The organism is Roseobacter sp. SK209-2-6, assembly GCF_000169455.1.
Lineage (GTDB): Bacteria > Pseudomonadota > Alphaproteobacteria > Rhodobacterales > Rhodobacteraceae > Pseudophaeobacter.
Map to the genome: position 1 here is coordinate 95,536 of NZ_AAYC01000013.1, position 22,606 is coordinate 118,141.

The 22,606-nt window shown below is 59.2% G+C and carries 26 protein-coding genes; 11 read left to right on the forward strand and 15 right to left on the reverse strand.

The window, feature by feature from the left end; genetic code table 11:
* Positions 1-40 precede the first annotated feature (40 nt).
* From RSK20926_RS17895 to RSK20926_RS17920, 6 genes are all read right to left on the reverse strand, one after another.
* Complete coding sequence (locus RSK20926_RS17895) at positions 41-697, reverse strand: hypothetical protein (protein ID WP_008208881.1); 657 nt, start codon at positions 695-697, stop codon at positions 41-43.
* A 6-nt stretch (positions 698-703) separates the two neighbouring features.
* Positions 704-838 (reverse strand): aa3-type cytochrome c oxidase subunit IV, encoded by a 135-nt coding sequence (locus RSK20926_RS17900; protein WP_037255665.1) that lies wholly within the window; start codon positions 836-838, stop codon positions 704-706.
* Positions 839-966: 128 nt separating this feature from the next.
* Entirely contained in the window at positions 967-1,533 is a 567-nt protein-coding gene (locus RSK20926_RS17905; RefSeq protein ID WP_198136596.1) for a hypothetical protein, read from the reverse strand.
* 80 nt (positions 1,534-1,613) lie between these two features.
* On the reverse strand, positions 1,614-2,075 hold the full coding sequence (locus RSK20926_RS17910; protein WP_008208886.1) for a DUF6173 family protein: 462 nt from the start codon (positions 2,073-2,075) through the stop codon (positions 1,614-1,616).
* Positions 2,076-2,108: 33 nt separating this feature from the next.
* The gene (locus tag RSK20926_RS17915; protein ID WP_008208887.1) at positions 2,109-3,155 is read right to left on the reverse strand and encodes an MBL fold metallo-hydrolase; all 1,047 of its coding nucleotides are present in this window, start codon (positions 3,153-3,155) and stop codon (positions 2,109-2,111) included.
* Positions 3,155-4,855, reverse strand: coding sequence for an acyl-CoA dehydrogenase (locus tag RSK20926_RS17920; protein ID WP_008208889.1), 1,701 nt, complete (start codon positions 4,853-4,855; stop codon positions 3,155-3,157). The genes RSK20926_RS17915 and RSK20926_RS17920 overlap by 1 nt, the downstream gene beginning before the upstream one ends.
* Before the next feature lie 154 nt (positions 4,856-5,009).
* Between RSK20926_RS17920 and RSK20926_RS17925 the strand changes: the two genes are divergently transcribed.
* Positions 5,010-5,984, forward strand: coding sequence for an L-threonylcarbamoyladenylate synthase (locus tag RSK20926_RS17925; protein WP_008208890.1), 975 nt, complete (start codon positions 5,010-5,012; stop codon positions 5,982-5,984).
* A gap of 88 nt (positions 5,985-6,072) precedes the next feature.
* On the opposite strand, the gene RSK20926_RS17930 is transcribed toward RSK20926_RS17925, so the two are convergent.
* A complete protein-coding gene (locus tag RSK20926_RS17930; protein ID WP_008208891.1) occupies positions 6,073-6,654 on the reverse strand; it encodes a YqgE/AlgH family protein in 582 nt (193 codons plus the stop codon).
* 223 nt (positions 6,655-6,877) lie between these two features.
* Here RSK20926_RS17930 and RSK20926_RS17935 point away from each other — a divergent pair, with 223 nt between their 5' ends.
* Both RSK20926_RS17935 and RSK20926_RS17940 read left to right on the forward strand, forming a co-directional pair.
* On the forward strand, positions 6,878-7,735 hold the full coding sequence (locus RSK20926_RS17935; protein WP_050773123.1) for a protein-disulfide reductase DsbD domain-containing protein: 858 nt from the start codon (positions 6,878-6,880) through the stop codon (positions 7,733-7,735).
* Complete coding sequence (locus RSK20926_RS17940; protein ID WP_008208894.1) at positions 7,732-8,169, forward strand: NUDIX hydrolase; 438 nt, start codon at positions 7,732-7,734, stop codon at positions 8,167-8,169. The genes RSK20926_RS17935 and RSK20926_RS17940 overlap by 4 nt, the downstream gene beginning before the upstream one ends.
* Positions 8,170-8,250: 81 nt before the next feature.
* Here the strand turns inward: RSK20926_RS17940 and RSK20926_RS17945 are convergent, their stop codons facing one another.
* The 6 genes from RSK20926_RS17945 to RSK20926_RS17970 all read right to left on the reverse strand — a co-directional run bounded on the left by RSK20926_RS17945 (position 8,251) and on the right by RSK20926_RS17970 (position 15,861).
* Positions 8,251-11,658, reverse strand: coding sequence for an efflux RND transporter permease subunit (locus tag RSK20926_RS17945; RefSeq protein ID WP_008208896.1), 3,408 nt, complete (start codon positions 11,656-11,658; stop codon positions 8,251-8,253).
* Between the two features lie 3 nt (positions 11,659-11,661).
* Positions 11,662-13,122 (reverse strand): efflux RND transporter periplasmic adaptor subunit, encoded by a 1,461-nt coding sequence (locus RSK20926_RS17950; protein ID WP_008208897.1) that lies wholly within the window; start codon positions 13,120-13,122, stop codon positions 11,662-11,664.
* A gap of 157 nt (positions 13,123-13,279) precedes the next feature.
* On the reverse strand, positions 13,280-13,822 hold the full coding sequence (gene moaB / locus RSK20926_RS17955; protein WP_008208898.1) for a molybdenum cofactor biosynthesis protein B: 543 nt from the start codon (positions 13,820-13,822) through the stop codon (positions 13,280-13,282).
* A gap of 9 nt (positions 13,823-13,831) precedes the next feature.
* A complete protein-coding gene (locus RSK20926_RS17960; RefSeq protein WP_008208899.1) occupies positions 13,832-14,452 on the reverse strand; it encodes a LysE family translocator in 621 nt (206 codons plus the stop codon).
* Positions 14,453-14,468: 16 nt separating this feature from the next.
* Positions 14,469-15,065, reverse strand: coding sequence for a metallophosphoesterase family protein (locus RSK20926_RS17965; protein ID WP_008208900.1), 597 nt, complete (start codon positions 15,063-15,065; stop codon positions 14,469-14,471).
* 1 nt (position 15,066) lies between these two features.
* Positions 15,067-15,861, reverse strand: a complete 795-nt coding sequence (locus RSK20926_RS17970; protein WP_008208901.1) for a uracil-DNA glycosylase — start codon at positions 15,859-15,861, stop codon at positions 15,067-15,069.
* A gap of 222 nt (positions 15,862-16,083) precedes the next feature.
* On the opposite strand from RSK20926_RS17970, the gene RSK20926_RS17975 reads away from it, so the two are divergent.
* From RSK20926_RS17975 to RSK20926_RS18000, 6 genes are read left to right on the forward strand one after another with little or no spacing between them, the layout of a single operon-like run.
* Positions 16,084-17,034, forward strand: coding sequence for an aspartate carbamoyltransferase catalytic subunit (locus RSK20926_RS17975; protein WP_008208903.1), 951 nt, complete (start codon positions 16,084-16,086; stop codon positions 17,032-17,034).
* A gap of 4 nt (positions 17,035-17,038) precedes the next feature.
* Positions 17,039-17,575: a hypothetical protein gene (locus tag RSK20926_RS17980; protein ID WP_008208904.1), complete on the forward strand. Its 537-nt coding sequence runs from the start codon at positions 17,039-17,041 to the stop codon at positions 17,573-17,575.
* A 21-nt stretch (positions 17,576-17,596) separates the two neighbouring features.
* The gene (locus RSK20926_RS17985) at positions 17,597-18,007 is read left to right on the forward strand and encodes a hypothetical protein (protein WP_008208905.1); all 411 of its coding nucleotides are present in this window, start codon (positions 17,597-17,599) and stop codon (positions 18,005-18,007) included.
* Positions 18,004-19,314: a dihydroorotase gene (gene pyrC / locus RSK20926_RS17990; RefSeq protein ID WP_008208907.1), complete on the forward strand. Its 1,311-nt coding sequence runs from the start codon at positions 18,004-18,006 to the stop codon at positions 19,312-19,314. The genes RSK20926_RS17985 and pyrC overlap by 4 nt, the downstream gene beginning before the upstream one ends.
* Positions 19,314-19,919 carry a glycerol-3-phosphate 1-O-acyltransferase PlsY gene (plsY, locus tag RSK20926_RS17995; RefSeq protein WP_008208908.1) on the forward strand — a complete coding sequence of 202 codons (606 nt, stop codon included), beginning with the start codon at positions 19,314-19,316 and terminating at the stop codon, positions 19,917-19,919. The genes pyrC and plsY overlap by 1 nt, the downstream gene beginning before the upstream one ends.
* Positions 19,916-20,188, forward strand: coding sequence for a hypothetical protein (locus RSK20926_RS18000; RefSeq protein ID WP_008208910.1), 273 nt, complete (start codon positions 19,916-19,918; stop codon positions 20,186-20,188). Before plsY ends, RSK20926_RS18000 begins: the two co-directional genes overlap by 4 nt.
* Before the next feature lie 30 nt (positions 20,189-20,218).
* On the opposite strand, the gene lfb1 is transcribed toward RSK20926_RS18000, so the two are convergent.
* On the reverse strand, positions 20,219-20,569 hold the full coding sequence (gene lfb1, locus RSK20926_RS18005) for an LIC10280 family protein (RefSeq protein ID WP_008208911.1): 351 nt from the start codon (positions 20,567-20,569) through the stop codon (positions 20,219-20,221).
* Positions 20,570-20,857: 288 nt separating this feature from the next.
* Here lfb1 and RSK20926_RS18010 point away from each other — a divergent pair, with 288 nt between their 5' ends.
* A complete protein-coding gene (locus tag RSK20926_RS18010) occupies positions 20,858-21,331 on the forward strand; it encodes a YHS domain-containing (seleno)protein (protein WP_008208913.1) in 474 nt (157 codons plus the stop codon).
* A gap of 95 nt (positions 21,332-21,426) precedes the next feature.
* On the opposite strand, the gene RSK20926_RS18015 is transcribed toward RSK20926_RS18010, so the two are convergent.
* Positions 21,427-21,684 carry a hypothetical protein gene (locus RSK20926_RS18015; protein WP_008208914.1) on the reverse strand — a complete coding sequence of 86 codons (258 nt, stop codon included), beginning with the start codon at positions 21,682-21,684 and terminating at the stop codon, positions 21,427-21,429.
* Positions 21,685-21,810: 126 nt separating this feature from the next.
* On the opposite strand from RSK20926_RS18015, the gene RSK20926_RS18020 reads away from it, so the two are divergent.
* Entirely contained in the window at positions 21,811-22,344 is a 534-nt protein-coding gene (locus RSK20926_RS18020; RefSeq protein WP_037255711.1) for a GbsR/MarR family transcriptional regulator, read from the forward strand.
* Positions 22,345-22,606: the final 262 nt, after the last annotated feature.

The window sequence follows — 22,606 nt, forward strand, 5'->3', positions numbered from 1 at the left end:
CGGCGGTTTTCAGTGATCATTGGTACAGGGAAACAGTGGCTTACTCGTTCAGAGCAGCATTTCCCTTGGCCAGTCCCTTTTGCAGATCTTCGCTGTCCTCTTCGTAGTAGAGCTCAGTGGTCACGCCTGGCAGTTTCGCAAATTGCTCCGCAAGATTTACCGGGTAGAAGGTCTGCTCAAGATGCTCAAAGCCAGGGATCTGTGTCAGGATCGCGCTGGTGGAACGGGCACAATAGGCACCTGGAACGCGACCATTGCTGACGATCAGGTTATATGCGCGCTGCGCCTGTTCCGGCGTCACCTCAATCCGCTGGGTCATCACGTGGTGGGTGCTACGCGCATGAGCGCTGCGATAGGCGCGCTCCACTGCAGGATAAATTCCGTAAAGCACGTCATCTTTTTCTGGAACAACATCCGCATAGAAAGACCCGGCGGGGTCGAAAATCACCCGTTCAGATGCATTGACCATCAGCGCCGTATGCCCACCCTGACCAGAACGGTTGTTCACAACCGTATAGAGCGTCAGCGCAGGCGGGCCATTATGGCGATAAGAGGCGGCGGCCAGGGTTCCAGCATCCGCGTTTGGTTTCTTCTGCTCGGCGCAGGCAGCCAGTGCAGCACAGGCAGCAAAAAGGGCCGTACGCAAAGCAATACGACCCAAAGAAGTGGCTGGCATGCGATTAAACACGCTGGTCATCACCGATCAGGTTGCAAAAACCGCGAGGAAGAGCGCCACAAACACCAGAAAGATGCAAAAGCGTGTCGAGAATTTGATGAAACCTTCGTAGGTCTGTTCCTGAACGGAGGTATCCATCGTTCCGTGTTTATGTTCAGCCATGACTGAGTGTCCTATTCGCGTTCAATTTTGTGCTGGATACTGGATTTGCCAGGCTCTGTCACCACGTCAATCGCGCACAGGGCCGCAAGCGGCGGAAGCGTTGCGTGAAATCACCCACCAGGGCCGATTTAACACTCCAAGTAGCCATAGCCCCAGCGCCAGGGCAGCCCCGTACAGGGGCCCCCACCGAATCGCACAGCCCGATACATGATCTTGGCCAAAGCCGCATAGGCGGCGTGGAGCTGATCCTCGGAAACCCCATAGTGCCCGGACAGATCGGCGCTGCGATTTTGGCCGACGTCCTCAACACAACGCCTCAGGGCTTGGTCGGCTTGGTATCGCGCCTGATAGCTGGCAAGGGCGGAACTGGCGCCAGCGATGTCATGATAGGCCCGGTCATGGATCACACAGCAGGGTTCAAACGGCAGCTCTGCACCGTGTCTCTCCCTGAGGTAGGGTGACTGCTCAGCCAGGCGCGCCCAATTCTCAGAAAAACCACCGCTGCAACCATCACTCACAAAGGCTGTGGGCCCCGCCCCAGCCTGTTCGATCCGGTCAAGAAGCCTTTGATGCGCGGCCAGTTCTTGGCCGCGCAACCATTGCCCAAACCAGCCCCCGATCTGGCTTTCCTCTGCTCTCACGGCTTCGCTAAAAAGCGCAAAGCCCAGAAACAGGCCACAGATCAGAACAGACAATCGCAGCGCAAAGGGCGCGGGCCCGCAGCCCCGGCGCCCTGCACCTGCGAAGATCGAGGAACAAGAGCACATGGACAGGCTTATTGGCTGTCACCCGTATCCAGATCACTGGCCAGGCGGAAGCCGATGCGGTTGGCCGGCGCTTCTTGACGCGCCTTGGGCAGCGCTCGCAGCATGACGTTCATCTGGCTGACATGTTGGACCAGTTGTGTCTTTGCGCCGGTGCCATCACTGCCATAGAAGGTCACGATATCCGGATCAAAATAACCCATGCCTTCGATGCGCAGCACGCCTGCGTCACCACCGACAAAGCCCATGGCGATCTCATGCTCAGCGTCCAGCTGCTTTTCAAAGTTCTGGATATAGAGGATCAGACGCTCATAGGCCCAGCGCGCCGGGCTCTTGGCCTCATCCGGTTTTTGCAGCTTTTCCGGCACCTCGGTCAGACCCGCGCAGGCCTCCGGGTCCGAGTGCACTTCGTGTACACATGGCAGAATGGCGGCTTCCACTGCCTCGGCACTGGTTGAAATCTCGTTGTCCATTGCGTCTCCCCTGCTGGGATACGCCCCAGCGATCTAGTCTTTTCGTTGGTACAGCCAGGCACCATCGGCGCGTTTTACACGCGTCACCCGCCCAGTGTGATAGAGATGATTGACATGGGCAACCGCTTCGACCAGTGCAAGCCCATATTCTCCTCCCCCGATACTCCGCTTGAACAGGGGCGCGAAACAATCGGCTGCACTCTTGGGCTGATCGAGGTGATCCAGCAGCCGCTCCAGCGCGCCATGATGATTGTCGATCAGCTGCCGCATCCGTAAAGGAAGGCGTGTAAAGGGCAATTTATGCCCGCCTAGCGCCAGATGATTGGGCTTGGCCAGCGCCGAGAGGCGCTCGCAGGCCTCCAGCCACTCTCCCAGCGGATCAGCCATCGGCTCGGTCGCATAGACCCCGATATTGGGACTGATGGAGGAGAGGATCTGATCGCCGGTGATCACGAGATTGTCATCGCGACTCCAGAGCGTCACATGCTCCGGCGCGTGACCATTGCCCATATGCACATCCCAGTCGCGCCCGCCCATGCGAAAAACATCGTCCTGACGGATCCGGGTAAAGCCCAGCGGCATCGGATAAACCGTATCGGCAAAGTTGAAAGGCCGGTCAGCGATGCGTTTTTCGTAGATTTCAGCCGCCATGCCCGCGCTGCGGTAATAGGCCAGCGTCTCTTCCGGCCATTGCTCCTGCACATCCAGGGTCAGCATCCGGGCAAAAAGCCAGGCGGTGCGACTGGTGACCAACTCCGCCCCGTGCTCCGACTGAAACCAGCCCGCCAGCCCGATGTGATCCGGGTGATGGTGGGTGCCAAGAACGCGTGACACCGGTTTCCCTTTCAGAGGGCCTGCCATCAGGTCCTCCCAGATGGCGCGGCTCTTGCGGGTGTTGAAGCCTGTGTCGACAATGGTCCAGCTATCGCCTTCGTCGAAAGCATAGATATTCACATGATCCAGCTTCATCGGCAGCGGCTGGCGCATCCAGAGGACGCCTTCTGCCACCTCAATGGCCTCCCCCATGGCGGGCGGTTCTTCCCAGGGGGTGCGGGGGCCGACTTCGGGAACCGAGGCCATCAGTGTGCCATCTCGTCAAGTGTCAGCGCCATGGCGCCCTCAAGCCCCTCTTGCGCGTGAACCAGGTGCCCCGCGTGCTCCGGCAACATCCGCTTGATGTAGAAACGCGCGAGTTTCTCACGCGGACCGCCCTGATCGGCTATCGCCGCCGTCAGGTGGTAATGCCCGCCCAGCACCCGTGCAAAGGCGCGCAGGTATGGCATGGCGCCAGCAAAGCGTTCTTGAACATCCTGGGCCACAAGCCATTCGGTGGCTTCGCGCAAAGACTCGCAGGCCTGCCAGACCGCTTCGCCCATATTGGGGTGCGTACCGCGCGCACCTTCGGCCTGGGCCTCGATCTCATCGATGATGCTATTGGCCATCTCGCCGCCATCCATCATCTTGCGCGCCACCAGATCCATCGCCTGGATGCCATTGGTGCCCTCGTAGATCGCCGTAACACGGACATCACGCAGGAACTGGGCTGCTCCGGTTTCCTCGATAAAGCCCATGCCGCCATGAACCTGCACACCGGTGTCGGCCACGCGGTTACCGGTTTCGGTGCCAAAAGCTTTGGCAATCGGCGTCAGGAAGGCAGCCCGCGCCTTCCACTCCGCATCACCGGTTGCTGTGTGCATGTCGATGGCATGGGCGCAGGCCAGCAGAATGGCACGGGAGGCATAGGTATCGGCCTTCATCTCCATCAGCATGCGGCGCACATCCGCATGATCGGCAATAAAGCCCGAGGGGGTCTTGCCCTGTTTGCGCTCTGTCGCGTAGGTGAGCGCCTGCTGATAGGCGCCCTCGGCCACGCCAACGCCCTGACCGCCCACGCCGAGGCGGGCGTTGTTCATCATGGTGAACATGGCCGCCATACCACCGTGTTCTGGCCCAACGAGCCAGCCTTTGGCCCCATCGAACTGCATCACGCAGGTCGGGCTGCCATGCAGACCCATCTTATGCTCCAGACTCACCACCTTCAGGCTATTGGCCTCACCCGGGTCGCCACTTTCATCGGGAATGTACTTTGGCACCAGGAAGAGAGAAATGCCCTTGGTCCCCGGCACTCCATCGGGCAAGCGCGCCAAAACCAAGTGACAGACATTCCCGGCAAAGTCGTTATCCCCCCAGGAGATAAAGATCTTCTGCCCCGAAACCGCAAAAGTGCCATCGCCATTCGGAACGGCTTTGGAGGCAAGCGCGCCCACATCGGACCCCGCCTGCGGCTCTGTCAGGTTCATGGTGCCGGACCATTCGCCGGAAATCAGCTTGGGCAGATATAGTTCTTGCAGCGCGTCGCTAGCGTGGTGTTCCAATGCCTCAATCTGCCCCTGGCTCATGAGGGGGGCCAGCTGTAGTGACAGGCAGGCCGCGGACATCATCTCATTCACCGCAGTAGTTAGTGTCATGGGCAGACCCATGCCGCCATGATCTTGCGGCGCGCTCATCCCAATCCAGCCACCTTCTGCGATGGCCTTCCACCCCTCACCAAAACCAGGTGAGGTGCGCAGCACGCCGTTTTCCAGATAGGCGGGCTGCAGATCTCCTGCCCGATTGACCGGCGCCATCACCTCATCGCAGAGCTTGCCCGCTTCGGTCAGAATGGCGGAAACCAAATCCCCCGAAGCCTCGGCATAGCGCTCTGTTGCAGCGATCTGGTCAAAGCCGATCACAGTGTTCAGCAGGAATTCATACTCGGATACGGGGGCACGGAAGGTCATGGGCGTCCTCTTGGCGTCCTATTGGTTCTTCAGGGCCTGGTGCCCCGGGGCATTGCACCTTGGCTTTACCGGTCTGGGCCAGTATGTCTGGTGCGCTATCCGATTACCTAACCCGACCGAATTTGCAATCAACCAAAACGCCGCGTCACCGCAAATGCCTGACAATACCCCTTCGAAAGACACTAAAATCCTCACTGCGGATCCTGCTGGCCTTACGCGGGCTGCGCAGTTGCTGCAGGCAGGTGAGCTGGTCTCCTTTGCGACTGAAACGGTCTATGGTCTGGGAGCGGATGCGCGCCAGGGCGAAGCCGTAGCTGCGATCTATGCGGCAAAAGGACGGCCCAGTTTTAACCCGCTGATTGTTCACGCTGCCTCAGCCGAAGCCGCGCAGCGCTATGTTCTGTGGAACGGCTGGGCCGAGGTGCTGGCGCAGGCCTTCTGGCCCGGACCACTGACACTGGTTCTGCCTTTGCGCCCGAAGCATGGGATCTCTGGTCTGGTCACGGCGGGTCTTGAAACGCTTGCCGTGCGGGTGCCTGCCCAGCCAAGTGCGCAGAGGTTGCTGCAGATCTTTGATGGGCCCGTGGCCGCACCATCCGCCAACCCGTCGGGGCGGATCAGCCCCACCTTGGCGTCGCATGTTTTTGCCGGGCTGAACGGGCGTATCGCCGCAATTGTGGATGATGGCGCCTGTGGTGTGGGGTTGGAAAGCACCATTGTTGGCCTTGCAGGAGAGGCTCCTATCTTGCTGCGCCCAGGCGGTCTGGCCGCAGAAGAGATCGAAGAGGCGCTGGGCCAGCCCCTAAGGCAACGCGACGTTCAGGACCCTCTGACAGCACCCGGTCAGCTTCTGTCTCACTATGCGCCAAATGAGCAGGTGCGGCTAAATGCAGCGGCAGCCCGGAACGGGGAAGTCTTTCTGGGGTTTGGCGCGCACCAGGGGTCAGGCCCAGAGGATCTGAACCTCTCACCTGATGGGAAGCTCACCGAGGCGGCGGCCCATCTTTTTGACTATCTGCATCAGCTGGATGGACTGGGCCGCCCAATTGCCGTGGCGCCAATCCCAGACGAGGGGCTGGGTGCCGCGATCAATGACCGCCTGGCACGTGCAGCCGCGCCACGGGACTAGCCCTAGTCCGGCTCGCCTGACACTCTCACTGCTAAATGCCCCTGATACCTTTCAGTTCGGATCAAGCATGTTCAGCTGGTACAGGGGGCTAGGCATTTCCTGCAGTTGCGGACAATGTGATGGGATCGATCCCCAAGGAGGCTAGCGCTTCGCTCCACTTTTCCTCATCCGGAGTGCCAAAGATCAGGGTGTCATTGGCATCCACGGTAATCCAGCCATTTGCCACGATTTCTGATTCCAGCTGCCCCGGCCCCCATCCAGCATATCCAAGCATAATCAGCAGCTTATCCGGTCCGTTCCCCTGGGCAATATCTTCCAGAATATCCAAGGTAGCGGTCATGCCATAGCCAGGGGGAACGGAGAGGGAGCTGACACTGGAAGCATAGTCTTCGGAATGCAGCACAAAGCCGCGCTGTGTTTCCACGGGTCCGCCAAAACGAATGGGGAGCTGTGCATTCTGCTCCTCGCTCACCGGAATTTCCAGCTGCTCCAGCAGGTTTCCCAACTGTACCTCATGTGCCGGTTTATTGAGGATCAGCCCCATGGCACCTTCGTCGCTATGGGAGCATAAAAACAGAACCGAATGCTCAAACCGCGGGTCGCCAATGCCTGGCATCGCAATCAAGAGTTTTCCGGTTAGGTTCATGCCTTGGCCTTTCGCTGCCACCATTTGTCTCCGCCTCTCGCGCATTGCGCCATGGGATCCCATGCAATGCATCAGTTTCAGAGACAGTAAGTTCCACTTTCTATTGGTAATTCCAGAATGACTCCCCAGGAAGTACGACGCAAGGGTTGGAGCCGGTGATTTTGTTCGCTTTTTTTCAAAACATACTACAAAGCGCTAAACAGAACGTGACTTGGCATTTCTCCTCTCAGGCCTCATCTATGAAGACATGACAACTGCACCCTTTCCTTTTCCTCGCCTTCGCCCCTTTGCACTGCTTGGGGCGCTATGCGCTCTTGCCTTGACCTCAACCGCGAGTCAGGCCCAAGCGCAGTCCGGGCTCCTCGGCAATGATGAGGTGGTGCATATCGAAGTGCTCGACGGTGGCATGACGGCGCGTGGCACCTATATGGGCGCGCTGCGACTGACCTTGAAAGATGGCTGGAAAACCTATTGGCGCAGCCCAGGCGATGCAGGCATCCCGCCAAGTTTCACTTGGCGTGGGTCCCGCAACATTGGCGGCATGTCGATGACCTGGCCTGCGCCGGAGGTGTTTCAGACATCTGGTTACCGCACCATTGGCTATCATGACCAATTGGTCCTACCGATTGAAATCACCCCCGAAAGACCTGGCCAGCCGGTCCGCCTGAAGGGGCGCATGGAGCTGGGCGTTTGCAAGGATGTCTGCATCCCATCAGAGCTGAAGTTTGACCATCAGCTGGATCGTGACGCCGGGCGTAACCCCGCTATTGTTGCCGCGATAGCCAGCCGTCCCTACTCTGCTCGCGAAGCCGGTGTAACCTCTGCCACTTGCCGCCTGAAACCCGGCAAATACGGCATGCAGGTCGAAGCACGCATCGCGATGCCCAGCGCAGGCGGCGAGGAGATCGCGGTAATAGAGCCCGGCTCTCCGCATCTCTTCGCCGGAGAAACCAAGACCCAGCGCCAGGGACAGACACTGGTGGCCATGAGCGAGCTGATGCCCGTAGACGCCGGTGCAGCTGCGGCGGTTGACCGCTCGCAGTTGCGGATCACGGTCCTAGGGCAAAGACATGCCGTGGATATCACCGGCTGCACCGCTGGATGAGTGAGGCACCCTCTCCCTCGCGGCCAGTTCTTGGAGCTATTGCGGTTGTCTATCACGCGGGCAGCGTTCTTCTGGTGCAACGCGGCAAGCCGCCGAACCTGGGCAGCTGGGGATTTCCCGGTGGCCATGTTGAACTCGGCGAAACCGGGAAAGAAGCGGCCGTTCGGGAGCTCTTTGAAGAAACCGGCGTGCGGGCCAAGGCTCTGGATTATCTGACCAATGTGGATGTCATGCTGCGTGACCCATCGGGTGCAGTGCAACGGCAATATCTGCTTACGGCGGTACTCTGTCGCTATCTTGAGGGCGCGCCCATCGCGGCGGATGACGCCGCCGATGCGCGCTGGATTGCCCTTACAGATCTGGATTGCGGGGAGTTCGATCTGATCGATCAGGTTTCTGAGGTCGCGCATCTGGCGGCGACCTATCACCGCTGAAACATCAAAACGCTTCAGGGCGCTCAAGGGGTTCCCCCGCCTGACGCCCTGAGATCACCCACAGAGCTTGGTGCAAAGGTCCTAGGCTCCAGCGCGTCTGTGGTTGCGAAGCCCCTGACCAATCCCAGCCAAGACATAGGCCAAGCCGGCCAAGGTCGTCATGCCGGCAAGACACAGGAGCAGTGCGGCGCGAAGCGGTTCAAACTCAGCTAAAGCGGGCCAGAGGCTGCGCAGGGCCGGATGCAAAATCCCATTGGCCATGGCCCATCCCAGGGTCAGGAGCAGCCAGCCGAACTGCAGCGTAGCGATGCCCAGTATCAGAGCGCGCAGAGGTCTGCGTGTGCTCTTTACAGCGCGCCGCAGCGCGGTGAGGGGCCGCGCGGCATCCTGTTGGATTGCCACCAGGGCCGGCACTACCAAAAGCACCAGGAACATTCCAAAACCCAGACCATAGACCAGCGTGATCACCGTCGGTTTCAGAAACTGCGCCTGTTGAGAGCTTTCGTACATCAAGGGGGCGAGGCCCAGAACCGTGGTCAGGGTCGTCAGCATCACCGGTCTCAGGCGGTCCGCCGCTCCGTCAATGATTGAAGGGATCAACCCACGCGTTTCGGCGTATTCATCGATGGTGGTGACCAGGACAATGGAATCATTAATGATAATGCCGGTCATCCCCAAGAGGCCAACCACCGTGAACATGCTCAGCGGGACATTCCACATGTAGTGCCCCCAGATTGTCCCAACCAAGCCAAAGGGAATGATCGCCATAACCACCAGGGGCCGGGTCCAGCTGGCAAAGATCCAGGCCAGAACCAGATAGATGCCCGCCAGACAGAGGACCAGCCCCGTGCGCGCATCATTGAGGAAATCATCTTCCTGCTCGCTCAACCCACTCAGGCGCCATTCCACTTGCAGGCGGCTGGCAATATCCGGCAGGATCTCCTCCTGCAGCGCCTCGGTGACGGCTTCGGCGCGTGCCGGATCATCCTCGGAAATGTCACCTGTCACGCTGATGACGCGAATACCGTTTTCACGCCGTACCGTGGAAAAACCGGTGCGCTGATTGACCGAGACAATATCCGCAAGCGGCACATAGACACCGCTGGGGCTGCGCATCAGGGTGCGCTCGAGGAAATCTGCTGTCAGCTCATCCTTGGGCAGTTCCACCCGGATTTCCGCACTCCGCGGCCCATCGGGATAGGTCGCGGCCTCCAGCCCGTTGAGCCGCGCCCGCAGCGCCCGCCCAAGAGTATCAATGGTGAAATTCAGTGCTTGGCCCTGGGGGGTCAGCTCCAACACCAATTCCTCTTTGTCATAGGCAAGGTTGTCTTCGACCGCAGAGACCTCTGGGAAACGCAAAAGGGCAGTCTTCAGATCTTCGGAGGCTTGTTTGAGCACCTGCACCTCTGCCCCATAGAATTGCACGTCCAGCGCATCCCCACCGGGACCGGATCGCCAACTGCGAAACGACAGGGTTTCAACCAGTGGGTGGCGGGTAACCCGCTCCTGCAGCTCAGCCACAAAGGCAAAGCTGGAGTACTCTGGCCGCAGATCCGCATCGATCAATTCAATCGAGATGCCGCCCAAAAGGTCATTGTCCTTGGCCTCCACACCAGAGAGGCCCCGACCCGCGTTGCCACCCACCTCGGCCATGACAAAATCAATTGGGTTTGGCCCCTCGTATCGGGTGGCATATTCCTTGCCCAGCTCCTCCGTTGCGCGTTGCATTTCGCGCATCATCGCCAGGGTATCTTCACGGGTGGCCCCCTCAGCCATGGCGAAATTGCCGGTCACCGAGCCACGTTCGGGCGCGTTGAAGAAGCGCCATTTGACATCGCCCCCGATAAACAGTGCCATCTGGCTGGCCAGGATCGCCAGCGCCCCGGCCAGAACCACATAGCGCGCCTGCACCACCAGCGACATCAAGGGACGGAACATGTGGTCGCGCCCCCAGCGGAAGCCACGGTTCACCACACGGTTGGGCACATCATACCAGTGGTTTTTCTGTGCATGGGTTAGCGCATGAGCCATATGGTTGGGCAGGATCAGGAAACACTCCATCAGCGAGGCCGCCAGCACCGCAATGACCGTAAAGGGAATGTCGCGGATCAACTCACCAAACCGACCGCCGACTGCAACCAGACCAAAAAAGGCAATAATAGTGGTCAGGGTTGCGGCAAAGACCGGCATCGCCATGCGCCGGGCCGCGTTCTCTGCTGCCTGCATCGGGGTTTCCCCCAGGCGGCGTACCCGGAAATCCGCATGCTCCCCCACCACAATTGCATCATCGACCACGATGCCAAGGGTAATGATCAACCCAAAGAGAGAGACCATATTGATGGTAATGCCCGCAGCATACATCAGCGCCACCGCCGCAAACATCGCGGCAGGAATACCCGCTGCAACCCAAAAGGCGATCCGGCTGTTGAGGAATAGGAACAAGAGGGCCAGGACCAGTCCCAGCCCCATCAACCCATTGTCCACCAGGATGTTCAATCGATCTGTGATCGCCTCTGCTCGGGTGCGGATCAGGCTGGCACTGACTCCCGCTGGCAGGCTGGCCTGCAGGGTGTCCACAACCCTCTGAACCTGCCCCTGAATGACGATGGCATTACCCTGATCAGAGCGATCCACCCGGATCGACATGGCCGGGTGTTCACCAACAAAATAGCTACGATTGCGATCAACACCTTCCACGGTGATCTGTGCCAGATCTCCCACGGTCAGCAGGGATCCATCCGCATTGGTGCGCAACACAATGGAGGCAATCTCCTCCGGTTTGCGCTTCTCGCGCCCGGTGCGCACGCGGGCATTGGCCCCTGTCACTTCTCCGGCCGGGTCTGCATCGGTCTCCTCGGCGATTGCAGCTGCAATATCGCTCATCGAGATATCATGCTTGATCAAATTGGCCGAGGGCACCTCAACCATTGTGCGCGGGGCGGCCAATCCACGGATGGTGGTTCTGGTCACCCCAGCGGCAAAAAGACGAACAATCAGTTCATCCGCAAACAGGCCAAGCTGCGCTGGCGCAATGGGACCTGTAATCACCACATCAGTGACACGATCCCGCCAGGCGCCCCGCCGCACCGTTGGCTCTTCGATTTCTTCCGGCAGCGAGGTAATCGCATCCACCGCAGACTGCACATCATCCGCTGCGCGCGCCATATCCCAGCCGGGTTCAAAATCCAGGCTGAGCGTGGCCAGGCCTTCGCGAGAGGTGGAGTTGGTCTCTTCCACCCCGTCGACGGCCAAAAGCGCAGGCTCCAGAACCTGAACAATGGCGCTGTCCACATCCTCGGGGCCGGCCCCTTCCCAGGTGACGCTTACGGTCACTTGTTCGACAATCACATCGGGAAAAAACTGGGCGCGCATCTTGGGCATGGCGGCCGCACCCAGGATCAGCAGAACCACCAGTAGCAGATTGGCCGCGGTCCGGTGGCGGGTGAAATAGCTAAGCAGTCCACCTGCCGGGCGAGAGAGATCACGCATCGATCATCCCCCCTTCCGGGTTTCGATCCTATTGACCAGTTTTTCTGGCACGGCGGCCGCTTTCAGCTGTCCCAGGATCCGCGATTTCACCGCATCCGGCATCGCGGCATTCCCCTCAACCAGGGATACCAGCTCTGCGCGCCGTTCTGCGCTGAGTTCAACCATCGGAGACGAGGCCCTTTGATCTAGTGCTGCCCCCTGGCGCAGCACCCGTACCCGAATGCCTGCTCCCAATAGAGGGGTGCGGCCGGTAATGACCTCTCGCCCGGCCAACCCTTCGCCCCGGATCAGGATATCGTCCCCCTGGCGGCGCAGCAGCTCAACTGGCAGGGCTTCCAGCCGGTCTTCGGCCCCAAGCACCAAAACCGTGCCATCGACGCCCAGAGCAGATGCCGGCACCTGTGCCACCGCGTCCAGGGGCGGTTCTTCCACTTTGACGGTGACAAAATCGCCCGGTTTGAATCCGGGCGAGCTGTCCAGGCTGGCATAGAGCAGCCGCCCGGTTTGCCCATCACCGACACCGCCGCTTGCCCGTGACAGGGTTCCCGTTGCCACCAGCCCAGCGCCAGAGGCATCCAATGTGACCCGAACCGGAGCGACCCGCAGATGCCCCTCCTGGTCCAGGAGTCGCGCATATTGCAGGGTCGAGACGCGGAAGGACACTTCCAACAGATCCGGATCGACAAGCTCGGCGAGTTTTTCATTGGCAGAAACCAAACGTCCTTCCACAAGGGTGACCCCCTGCAGGGTTCCGCCAAAGCCAGCGCGAAGGGTGGTATCACTCAGATCACGTTCGGCGCGTTCCAATGCAATCCGGCTGCGTGAGGCGCGTGTTGCCGCCTGATCGACACGCGCCTCTGCCTGGCTAACGGCCTGACGGCGCGAAATCACTGCCTGACGCGCAGAGGCGGCGGTCAGGGCTGCATCTTCAACCGCTGCCGTCGTCCCGACCCCGCGCTCTTGCAAATCGATCTGTCGCTGATGCGCCCGCGCGCGCAACTGCGCCTGTTCCTGCGAGGCGCTCAACTCATCATTGGCCAGGTCCAAGGCCCGTTCTGCATCCCGCTCTTCCGCGCGGGCATCCATCATGTCCGCCTCAGCCTCTTCCTTGGCGTCCATGGCGTCTGATGGATCGATCCGAACAAGAACCTCATCCTGGGTAACCTGTCCGCCTTCTTCAAAACTCTCTGCCAGAGAAACCACGCGTCCCGCGACCGCACTGCGCAATTCCAGCGTACGGCGGCTTTCAATGCGGCCAAAGGCACTCAGCTCCGGGGCAATCCGTGTCAGCTCTGCTTTGACCACATGCACGGCAAAAACGCGTTCGCGCACCGGTGGCGTTCGCGGCTCAGCATTCATCCGGGCCTGAAGGGCTGAAATGATGGTCTGCCCAGCATAGAGCAGCAGCGCTGCTGTCATGGCGGCCAGAACCAGGCCCGTCAAACTATGCCGCAAGAAGCGCATCTTTTATTCCTTCCGGTGGCAGGGCCTCAAAGCCCAAGCGGCCAGTACAGCCGCAGCGACATGCAAATCACCCCACAGGGAGGCGCCACTTGCCACTACAGCCGGTTACTTAGACCATAAGATAGGGTCCGGCTCGTGATTTACACGCACCGCCTATCTATTTCCGTCGCTCATGTTCCGACAAACGTGGCATAATTTCCACAAAATTGCAGGGGCGATGGCGGTAATCCAGTTGCAATGAGAGGATTTCATCCCAACCATCCTTGCAAGCGCCGGGGCTGCCGGGCAATGCAAAGAGATAGGTGCCGCCTGCCACGCCACCGGTGGCGCGGGACTGAACTGCAGATGTGCCGATCTTCTTCATCGACACGATGGTGAAAACGGTTCCAAAGGCCTCGATCTCTTTTTCATAGACGTCGCGATGCGCTTCAACCGAGACATCCCGTCCTGTCAGACCGGTGCCCCCGGTCGAGATCACCACATCGACGCCTTCATCCGCGACCCAGGCCCGCAGTTGTTCTGCGATATCGGCGCGCTCATCCGGCATAATCTTGCGATCCGCCAGGATATGGCCTGCTGCCTGAAGCCGATCCACCAGCACCTGACCAGAGCGATCCTGTTCCAGGCTGCGGCTATCGGAGACGGTCAAGATGGCGATCCGAACCGGGATGAACTCCATGGTTTCATCTATGCGTGACATGGCAAAGCCTCATGTTCTTTCCAAAAGCGCGAGGCGTAGAGCCAGCCCCGCAAAAATTCCGCTGGAGATCCGCCCCAACCAGCGCGCGGCAGTCGGCGAGCTGATCAGACGGCGCCCGGCTTGGCCCGCGAAAATGCCAATCAGCCCATTCACCACAAAGCCGCCCAGCCCGAGTACCAGTCCAAAGATGAGGAACTGGCCCAGGACGGATCCAGCAGCGGGATCAACAAACTGGGGCACAAAGGCCAGGACAAAAAGGATCACCTTGGGGTTGGTGAGATTGACCAAAAAACCGTCCCAAAAGGCGCGGCGGGCCGGTGCAGCGGGCAGGTCGGCAGACAGGGCAGGTTGGCGCAGCGCGCCCCAGGCCAGATAAAGGAGATAGCCGACGCCAAGCCAGCGAATGACGTCAAACAGCGCGGGCATGGCAGCCAGCGCTGCACTCAGCCCCAGTCCCGCGAGTGCGACATGCACCATTCCGCCCGCAGAGATCCCCGCGCTCGCGGCAACAGCAGAGCTCCGCCCGGATCGCAGCCCCTGGCCCAAACAAAACAGCATATCCGCGCCGGGGGTCAGGTTCAGGGCAAGAGCAGCAGGCACAAAGGCAATAAGAACATAAGGATCGACCATTTTTGTATCCCCTGAGTTAGTCGAGGTCAAAAAAGCTGGGAACCGGGCCCAGATTGGCCGCGACAGTATGGCCAATCTTTCCACGGTATCCCCAGGAATCATGCACATGGCCAAAAAGTGCCAGCTTGGGCTTTACCTCTTCAATGGCCTGTAGAACCGACTGGGATCCAACGCTGTCTCCTTGCGAGGTTACATCCCCAAACCCTTTTGGCGGTGAATGGCTGATCAGAACATCTGCGCGCTGACAGGGGCTCAGCATCAGCTTGGCTTCCAGCTCCGAAAGGTTCATGGACCATTCCCCAAATGGAGGCGGCGGAACCGCATAGCCAAGACCAAAGAACTGTGCCCCCTTCTGGGTGATCTCGCTGCCATGCAGAACATGCATATTTGGTAGTGCAACGGCCTCGAGCTCTTGCTGGCTTTCAGCATTGCCGGGAACCGCAATCACCGGGCATCGGATCGCCGAAAGCATCACCATCGCCAGGTCCAGCCCGCTGCGCGCATTGCAGAAATCACCGGCTGCGACCACCAGGTCGGCTTTGGCACTGGCCTTGACCAAAAGTTGCGCTTGACTGCGCGACATATGCAGATCGGAAAAGGCCATGATACGCATATCAGTTCGTCTCCTTCGTCGGCCGCGCCCTGTTCAATCGCGCCTTGAGTTCCAGAAGATCCGCCCAGGCTTGGCGTTTCTGGTGCGGCTGGCGCAATAGAAAGGCCGGGTGAAACATCGGCATTACCGGTTTCCCCCAGGCCTGATCCCAATTCCCGCGCAGGCGGGTGATGCCACGCTTACCCAGGACGGCCTGACAACTGATGTTTCCCATGAGCACCAGGAAATCTGGCTGCGCCAGGGCTACATGCCGTTCCAGAAAGGGCATCATCATGGCGATTTCTTCGGCCTGCGGGTCGCGGTTCTGCGGTGGCCTCCAGGGGAGGACATTGGTGATATAGACATTTTCCGAACGGCTGAGGCCAATCGCTGTGAGCATCCGGTCCAGCATCTGCCCTGCTCGCCCAACAAAAGGCTTGCCCTGCAAATCCTCATCCCGACCGGGCGCCTCCCCGATCACCATGACATTGGCACCAGCCTGACCGTCGCTGAAAACCAGATTGCGCGCACCGCGCTTCAAACCGCAATGCTCAAACCCTGCTATAGCCTCTTTGAGGGCGGGCAAGCTGGACGCGGCCTGCGCCGCTTTGCGGGCCACGGCCACCGGATCCACTGGTTTGGGCTTTTCGACCGCCGGTTCCGGAGTGCGGGACTTGTTTGAAGCGGTTTTTTGGGGTGCAGAAGGCTGCAGGGAATAGCGATCAATCGGCGCTTCACTAAGCGCCTCGGTTGCCCCCAGTTCAACCTGCCATTCCAACAGCGCTTTGGCGCTCCAATAATCCAATGCCGATTCCATGCCTCAAGCTACCCTGCCCCGCAGCCAAGCGAAACACCCCAAGTTTCGCCCCCAAGCTCTATCGGGCATTTGCTACCATTCCAGCCTAAGCTTCATAAAAAAGGAGCAAAATCTCCTTTGCCGAGGCACCGCTAAAACTGCCAGGTTTTGACGGCGCAGCACGCCTTGCCCGTTTAGTTCATGCTGCCTATAAGGGCCTGCAAACAGAGCGGAGCCTGCCCCATGTCCTTTGACCACCGCCACCTGCTGGGTATTGAAACCCTAAAACCGCATGAGATCACCGCAATTCTGGATCTGGCCGACAGCTATGTTGAGCTGAACCGCCGGCCAGAGAAACACTCTGATGCGCTGGCCGGGCTCACCCAGATCAATATGTTCTTTGAGAATTCCACCCGCACCCAGGCCAGCTTTGAGATCGCTGGCAAACGTCTTGGGGCGGATGTGATGAATATGGCGATGCAGGCCTCTTCGATCAAAAAGGGGGAAACCCTGATTGATACGGCCATGACACTGAACGCCATGCATCCGGATTTGCTGGTGGTGCGTCACCCGCATTCCGGCGCGGTTGACCTCTTGTCGCAAAAGGTGAATTGCGCGGTGTTGAACGCGGGCGATGGTCGGCACGAACATCCAACACAGGCGCTGCTGGATGCCCTGACCATCCGCCGGGCCAAGGGGCGGCTACACCGCCTGAACATCGCGATTTGTGGCGATATCGCCCATTCCCGCGTCGCGCGCTCGAACCTAATCCTGCTGGGCAAGATGGAAAACCGCATCCGCCTGATAGGCCCACCAACCCTGGTGCCCGGACAGTTTGCCGAGTTTGGCGCCGAGATCTACGACGACATGCGCGAAGGCCTGAAAGACGTCGATGTGGTGATGATGCTGAGGCTGCAGAAAGAACGCATGGACGGCGGCTTTATCCCTTCCGAGCGCGAGTATTATCACCGCTTTGGCTTGGATGCTGAAAAGCTGGCCCAGGCCAAGCCCGATGCCATCGTCATGCACCCCGGTCCGATGAACCGCGGCGTGGAGATCGACGGCACCATCGCGGATGACATCAACCGCTCGGTCATCCAGGAGCAGGTTGAAATGGGTGTTGCCGTGCGCATGGCTGCGATGGATCTGCTTGCGCAGAACCTGCGTAAAAGCCGCATGGAAGCCACGGGTTAAGGCCATGTCGGGGGTGATCAGCATAGCTGCGGGAGAACGCGGTGTGATCCGGGTCTTCTCATTGGAGATGGGACCGGAACAGGTCAAGTTCCTGCAAGAGCCCGGCGCCCTTGATCAGGTTCTTGGAACCGAGGGGCTGGACCTGCAACATGTTGAGATCTTTGCCGTCAGCGACCTCGAAGAGATGGGCCTCCTTGGCTACCTGTCCGAGGGGTGCGGCGTGCCCATGTCAGAGCTTTTTCCCCATCGCCCCATGCTTGAGACCCTGCAGGGATATGTGATGCTGCTGCGCTCGCGCGCAACGGCCGGGCGCGCCATGCGCCTCACCCCGGCGGATGCCATCAAAATGGTGGTGACTGTCAAGGAAGACCCAACAGATTGGAGCGCCCCGCCGATGACCACCCCCGCCAGCAGCAAACCGCATTCCGCAGGCAAGCTCCCCCCCCGTGAGGCGCGCGCTGCCGCCCGCCGCATAGGTGCAACACTGTTTTCCATCGTGATGGCACTCATCGCTGTCGTGTTACTCGTTTTGATTTTCTAAGCCCAGGGACCCGTACCGCACATGTCCGGATCGCAAAATGAAGTGATAGAATTCAACCCCAGCCGCCAGGCCTATATCAGGGCCCATGCCTGGATGGCCGCCCTTGCCATGGCGGCGGGCATGGGCATTCTCTGGGCCATGGGAAATCCCCATGTCTGGACCGGGGCGATTGGAGGCCTGGCCGCTATCACCCTGCGGGGTTGGTACATGATGAGCGAAGAGATGGGCCATTGCTGGCGTGTTGAGGATGGCGTTCTGAACGGCCCTTTTGAACGTCACGTCCCGCTGGGCCAGATCGCGCAAGTCAAAACCATGGGCTCCTACGTGCAGGTGATCACCAAAGGTGGTGACAAGCACCTGATCAAGTATCAACCCAGCCCAGAATTCACCCAATCCGCGCTCAAATCCGTCGCTGAAAGGTCCCCTGAATGACCCTCCTTTTCACCAATGCCCGATTGATCAACCCCGAGGCCGGAACCGACCAGATGGGGGCCTTGCTGGTCAAGAACGGTCGGATTACCGAAGTCTTGTCAGAGGGGGCGCAGCCCGAGCAACTGTTTCGCGCGCGAAACATTGAGCCCGCAAGCGCCAGCGTGGTCGACTGCGGTGGTAAGTGCCTGGCGCCAGGTCTCATCGATATTGGCGTCAAGATCTGCGAACCTGGGGAGCGTCACAAGGAAAGCTATAAATCGGCTGGATTGGCGGCGGCGGCCGGGGGGGTTACCACCATCGTGACGCGGCCCGATACTACCCCGGCGATCGACAGTCCGGAGACGCTGGAATTTGTCACCCGTCGCGCCCAGGCGGATGCGCCCGTAAATGTCTTGCCCATGGCGGCCCTGACCAAGGGACGCGAGGGCCGTGAGATGACCGAGATCGGTTTCTTGCTGGATGCGGGTGCCGTGGCCTTTACCGATTGCGATCATGTCGTGACCAACACCAAGGTCTTCTCCCGCGCGCTCACCTATGCCAAGAGTTGTGGCGCACTGGTGATCGCGCATCCACAGGAACCCGGTCTCAGCGCCGGGGCAGCTGCAACCTCGGGCAAATTCGCAGCCCTGCGCGGCTTGCCTTCGGTTTCCCCGATGGCGGAGCGCATGGGATTGGACCGGGACATCGCCTTGCTGGAGATGACCGGGGCAAAGTATCACGCCGATCAAATCACCACCGCCCGTGCCCTGCCCGCGCTGGAACGCGCCAAGAACAATGGGCTCGACATCACTGCGGGCACCTCGATCCATCATTTGACCCTGAATGAACTTGACGTGGCGGACTACCGCACCTTCTTCAAGGTCAAACCGCCGCTGCGCTCGGAAGAGGATCGGCTGGCCGTTGTAGAGGCTGTGCGTACCGGCCTCATCGATATCATCAGCTCCATGCACACGCCCCAAGACGAAGAGAGCAAACGCCTGCCCTTTGAGGAGGCCGCCGCCGGGGCTGTTGCCCTGGAGACCCTGCTGCCAGCCGCATTGCGGCTCTATCATGCGGAGCTCCTGGATCTGCCCACCCTGTTTCGCGCCATGACATATAATCCGGCCCAACGATTGGGGCTGGCATCGGGACGCATTGCGGCAGGCGCGCCTGCGGATCTGGTGCTCTTTGATCCGGATGCGCCATTTGTGATGGATCGCTTCAAGCTGCATTCGAAATCGCAGAACACGCCCTTTGACACCCAGCGCATGCAGGGCAAGGTGCTGGCCACCTATGTCAGCGGCGAACCCGTATTTAGGAGAGACTGATGCCCCTGATCGAAAGCACCACCGCTGTTCTGCTCCTCTGGGCCGGGATTGGCTATCTCCTCGGCTCCATTCCCTTTGGTCTGGTGCTGACGCGTCTCATGGGGCTGGGCAACCTGCGCGAGATCGGTTCAGGCAATATCGGCACCACCAATGTGTTGCGCACAGGCAGCAAGGCAGCTGCGGCGCTGACCCTCCTTCTGGATGGCGGCAAGGGCGCAGCTGCAGTGTTGCTGGCGCGTTTTCTGGCCGCTGAAGACGCCGCGCAATTGGCTGGGCTCTTGGCCTTCTTGGGCCATTGTTTCCCGATCTGGCTAAAGTTCAAAGGCGGCAAGGGGGTAGCTACATTCCTGGGCCTGATGCTGGCGCTAGCCTGGCCCGTGGGCATCGCCTGCTGCCTGACCTGGCTGGCGGCTGCGGCGCTCAGCCGGATTTCCTCCATGGGAGCCCTCGTCTCCGCTCTGTCCGCTCCGCTTTGGTGCCTGCTTTTGGGCTTTTCCCAGAGCATAGCCCTCTCGGTCCTATTGGCTGCCGTCGTCTTCTGGCGCCATGGCGCCAATATCGCACGGCTGCGCACGGGCACCGAGCCACGGATTGGTCAAAAGTGAAGACAGGCGGCCTGACGCCTTTTCTGGCCGCCTTAGAAGCACTCCCACAGGGGAGTTTTACTGGCCATGCGCAGGGGCGCCGCTATCAGATCCTCCGTCAGAGCTTTGCGCGGGGAAAGGCCGAAAAACTAGTGGCCTATGAGTTAGGCGGGAGCGATTACATCAGCCTCAACCTCTATCACCTGGAGGCGGGCCCTATTCTGAAACCCTGCGAAATGCCCGTACAAAAGGTGATCGATTTCACTTGCGCTCTTACCCCTGACGGCTAGCCCAAAGCCGCACGGTCTCTATCCAAAAACTTAAGGAATGAGGCGTTCCAGCCCACGGCCATTGGCCCAGGTGCCGTGCAATTCACCACTGGGCATGCGCACATAGACCACCGGGTGAGTATCCCCCCAATTGACCCAGACAACATCGCCATTGCGGGTGCCGCTGCCTGCGTAGCTTTGGCTGCCAACCTGCCAATTCATGGAAATCTGTCCCTGGGCCTCGCGGATCTGAACCGTTCCACTATAGGCACTGCCATCGGGGTTACGCCCCTCAGCCCGGTAACTGCCAGAAACACTCTGTGCTGCGACAGGGGTCGATAGGCCAAGCAGCGCAACCGTAAGGCCAAGGGCCAGAGCACGTCGATTGAGGAGATTTTTCATCGGGAACACCTATCACTGCAAAAACTCGAACTCTTCCACCTTGCCCCTGCTGCACCTTCCTTGTCACCTGTTAATAGGCGCTCTCTTAAACGTGATTTCAGATCTCTGCGCATCTACGCACAGTCACTCTGATCCTCTGCTCAATCAAAAACAGTTTGATTGAACGTGAACGGGGGGCTCTCCACATCGGTGCTGTGACAGCCAAAGAGGCTTTTACGCATTACGGTGAAGCACCGGCCGACATGGGTCATTGATACACCCCGGCCGGTCATTGAAAGGAAGAGACCCATGAATAAATTCAAAACTCTGCTGGGCGGCGTGGCGCTTTCGGTTGCATTGGCAACCTCTGCAATGGCTGCGGGCGTTGAGCTCAACGCATCCTCCACCGGTCTGGCAATGCAGGGCTATGACCCTGTTGCATATTTCACCGACGGTGCCCCCACCAAGGGCAGCTATAAGATCACAAGTGTTTTTAATGACGCAACTTACCGCTTTGCCTCGGAAGAGCACAAAGCAGCATTCGAAAAGAACCCCGAAGCTTATCTGCCAGCCTATGGTGGCTACTGCGCCTTTGGCACCGCAATGGGCTTTAAGTTCGACGGCGATCCAAACCACTGGAAAATCGTCGACAACACACTGTACCTGAACCTCTCTGAGGATATTCAGCAGCGCTGGGAAGGTGACATCCCTGGCTTTATCCAGAACGCCAATGTGAACTGGACCGATATCGCCGACAAAGCACCAGCTGAGCTGCAGCAGTAAAACGAGGCAGGGATTACCCCATCTCGTTCAGCAGAACCGGAACCGGCGAAGGACATCCCTTCGCCGGTTTCATTTTGCCTATCTTTTGGGAATGCTCAGCGCTCTGCCAGCTTCTCGATCGCTTCAGCGGTGCGTTTTGTATTGTGATAGACGCCGAGGAACAGATACATCATCCCGCCCATCATCACCGCATAGATGGACCCAAGGACCAGTACCAGGATGGCTGGTATGATGCCGCCATTCGGGGCTGGGGCGACAAAGGCCCCAAAGGCTCCAGCGATGACACCAAGACACATCAGCACCACAAAAACAGTCACCAGTTTTTCAAATAGTCCGATGAATAGATCGCGCATTCTTTCAACTCCATTTTCGTAAACACTGACAGCATCTTATCCAGCAACGCGCCAGACAAGGGGAAAGTCTTGACATCGATGAGATTCCATGAATTTCTGTCTTTACAGAAATTTCAGGATTTAATGATGCAACTCACTCCCTCCATGCAGAACTTCATCCTCCACTGGGGCGAGATGGGCTCCAAATGGGGCGTCAATCGCTCGGTTGCCCAGATCCATGCGCTCTTGCATATCGTGCCGGACCCGATGACCGCGGATGAGATCTGTGAGGTTCTGAATCTGGCGCGTTCCAATGTTTCCAACGGGTTGAAAGAGCTGCAAGCCCAGGGCCTGGTCAAATCCTCGCGCCAGCTTGGTGATCGGCGTGATCACTTCACCTCGATCCGGGATATGTTTGATCTGGTCGATGCGGTGATTGCAGCCCGGCGCGAGCGCGAATTCGCACCCACCCTGCGCGCCTTGGATGAGGTGATGCGGGAAGCCGAACTGGATGAAACCCCCAAACGCATCAAGGACCGCATGGGAGAGACCCTGCGCGTGATGCGCATGTTTGACGACTGGTACATGGACTTCTCCCGCCTGCCCCGTTCGGTGCATCTGGCGGTACTGAAACTCGGCGCCAAAGTGGCGCGCTTCCTCCCTGGAAAATCAACTGACTAGATAGAGCCGCCTAGCGGGTGGCCCTGTAGCCCTAAAAATTTTGTGAGGCAATTTCTCTTATGACAGAAATAACTGACAAGACAGGCGGTTCTTCTCTTCATCCGTCAGGGCATGAACCTCCCAATGTGACCGACTTTCTTTTGGCTCTCTTTGGCACACCTTTTCTCTCCGTGGTTCTATTTGTATGGCTCCTTATGACCCCGCTTCTTTGGTTTATATTGATCCCGGTTTTTGCTGTTTGGTATGGGTACCTTCCCTGGCT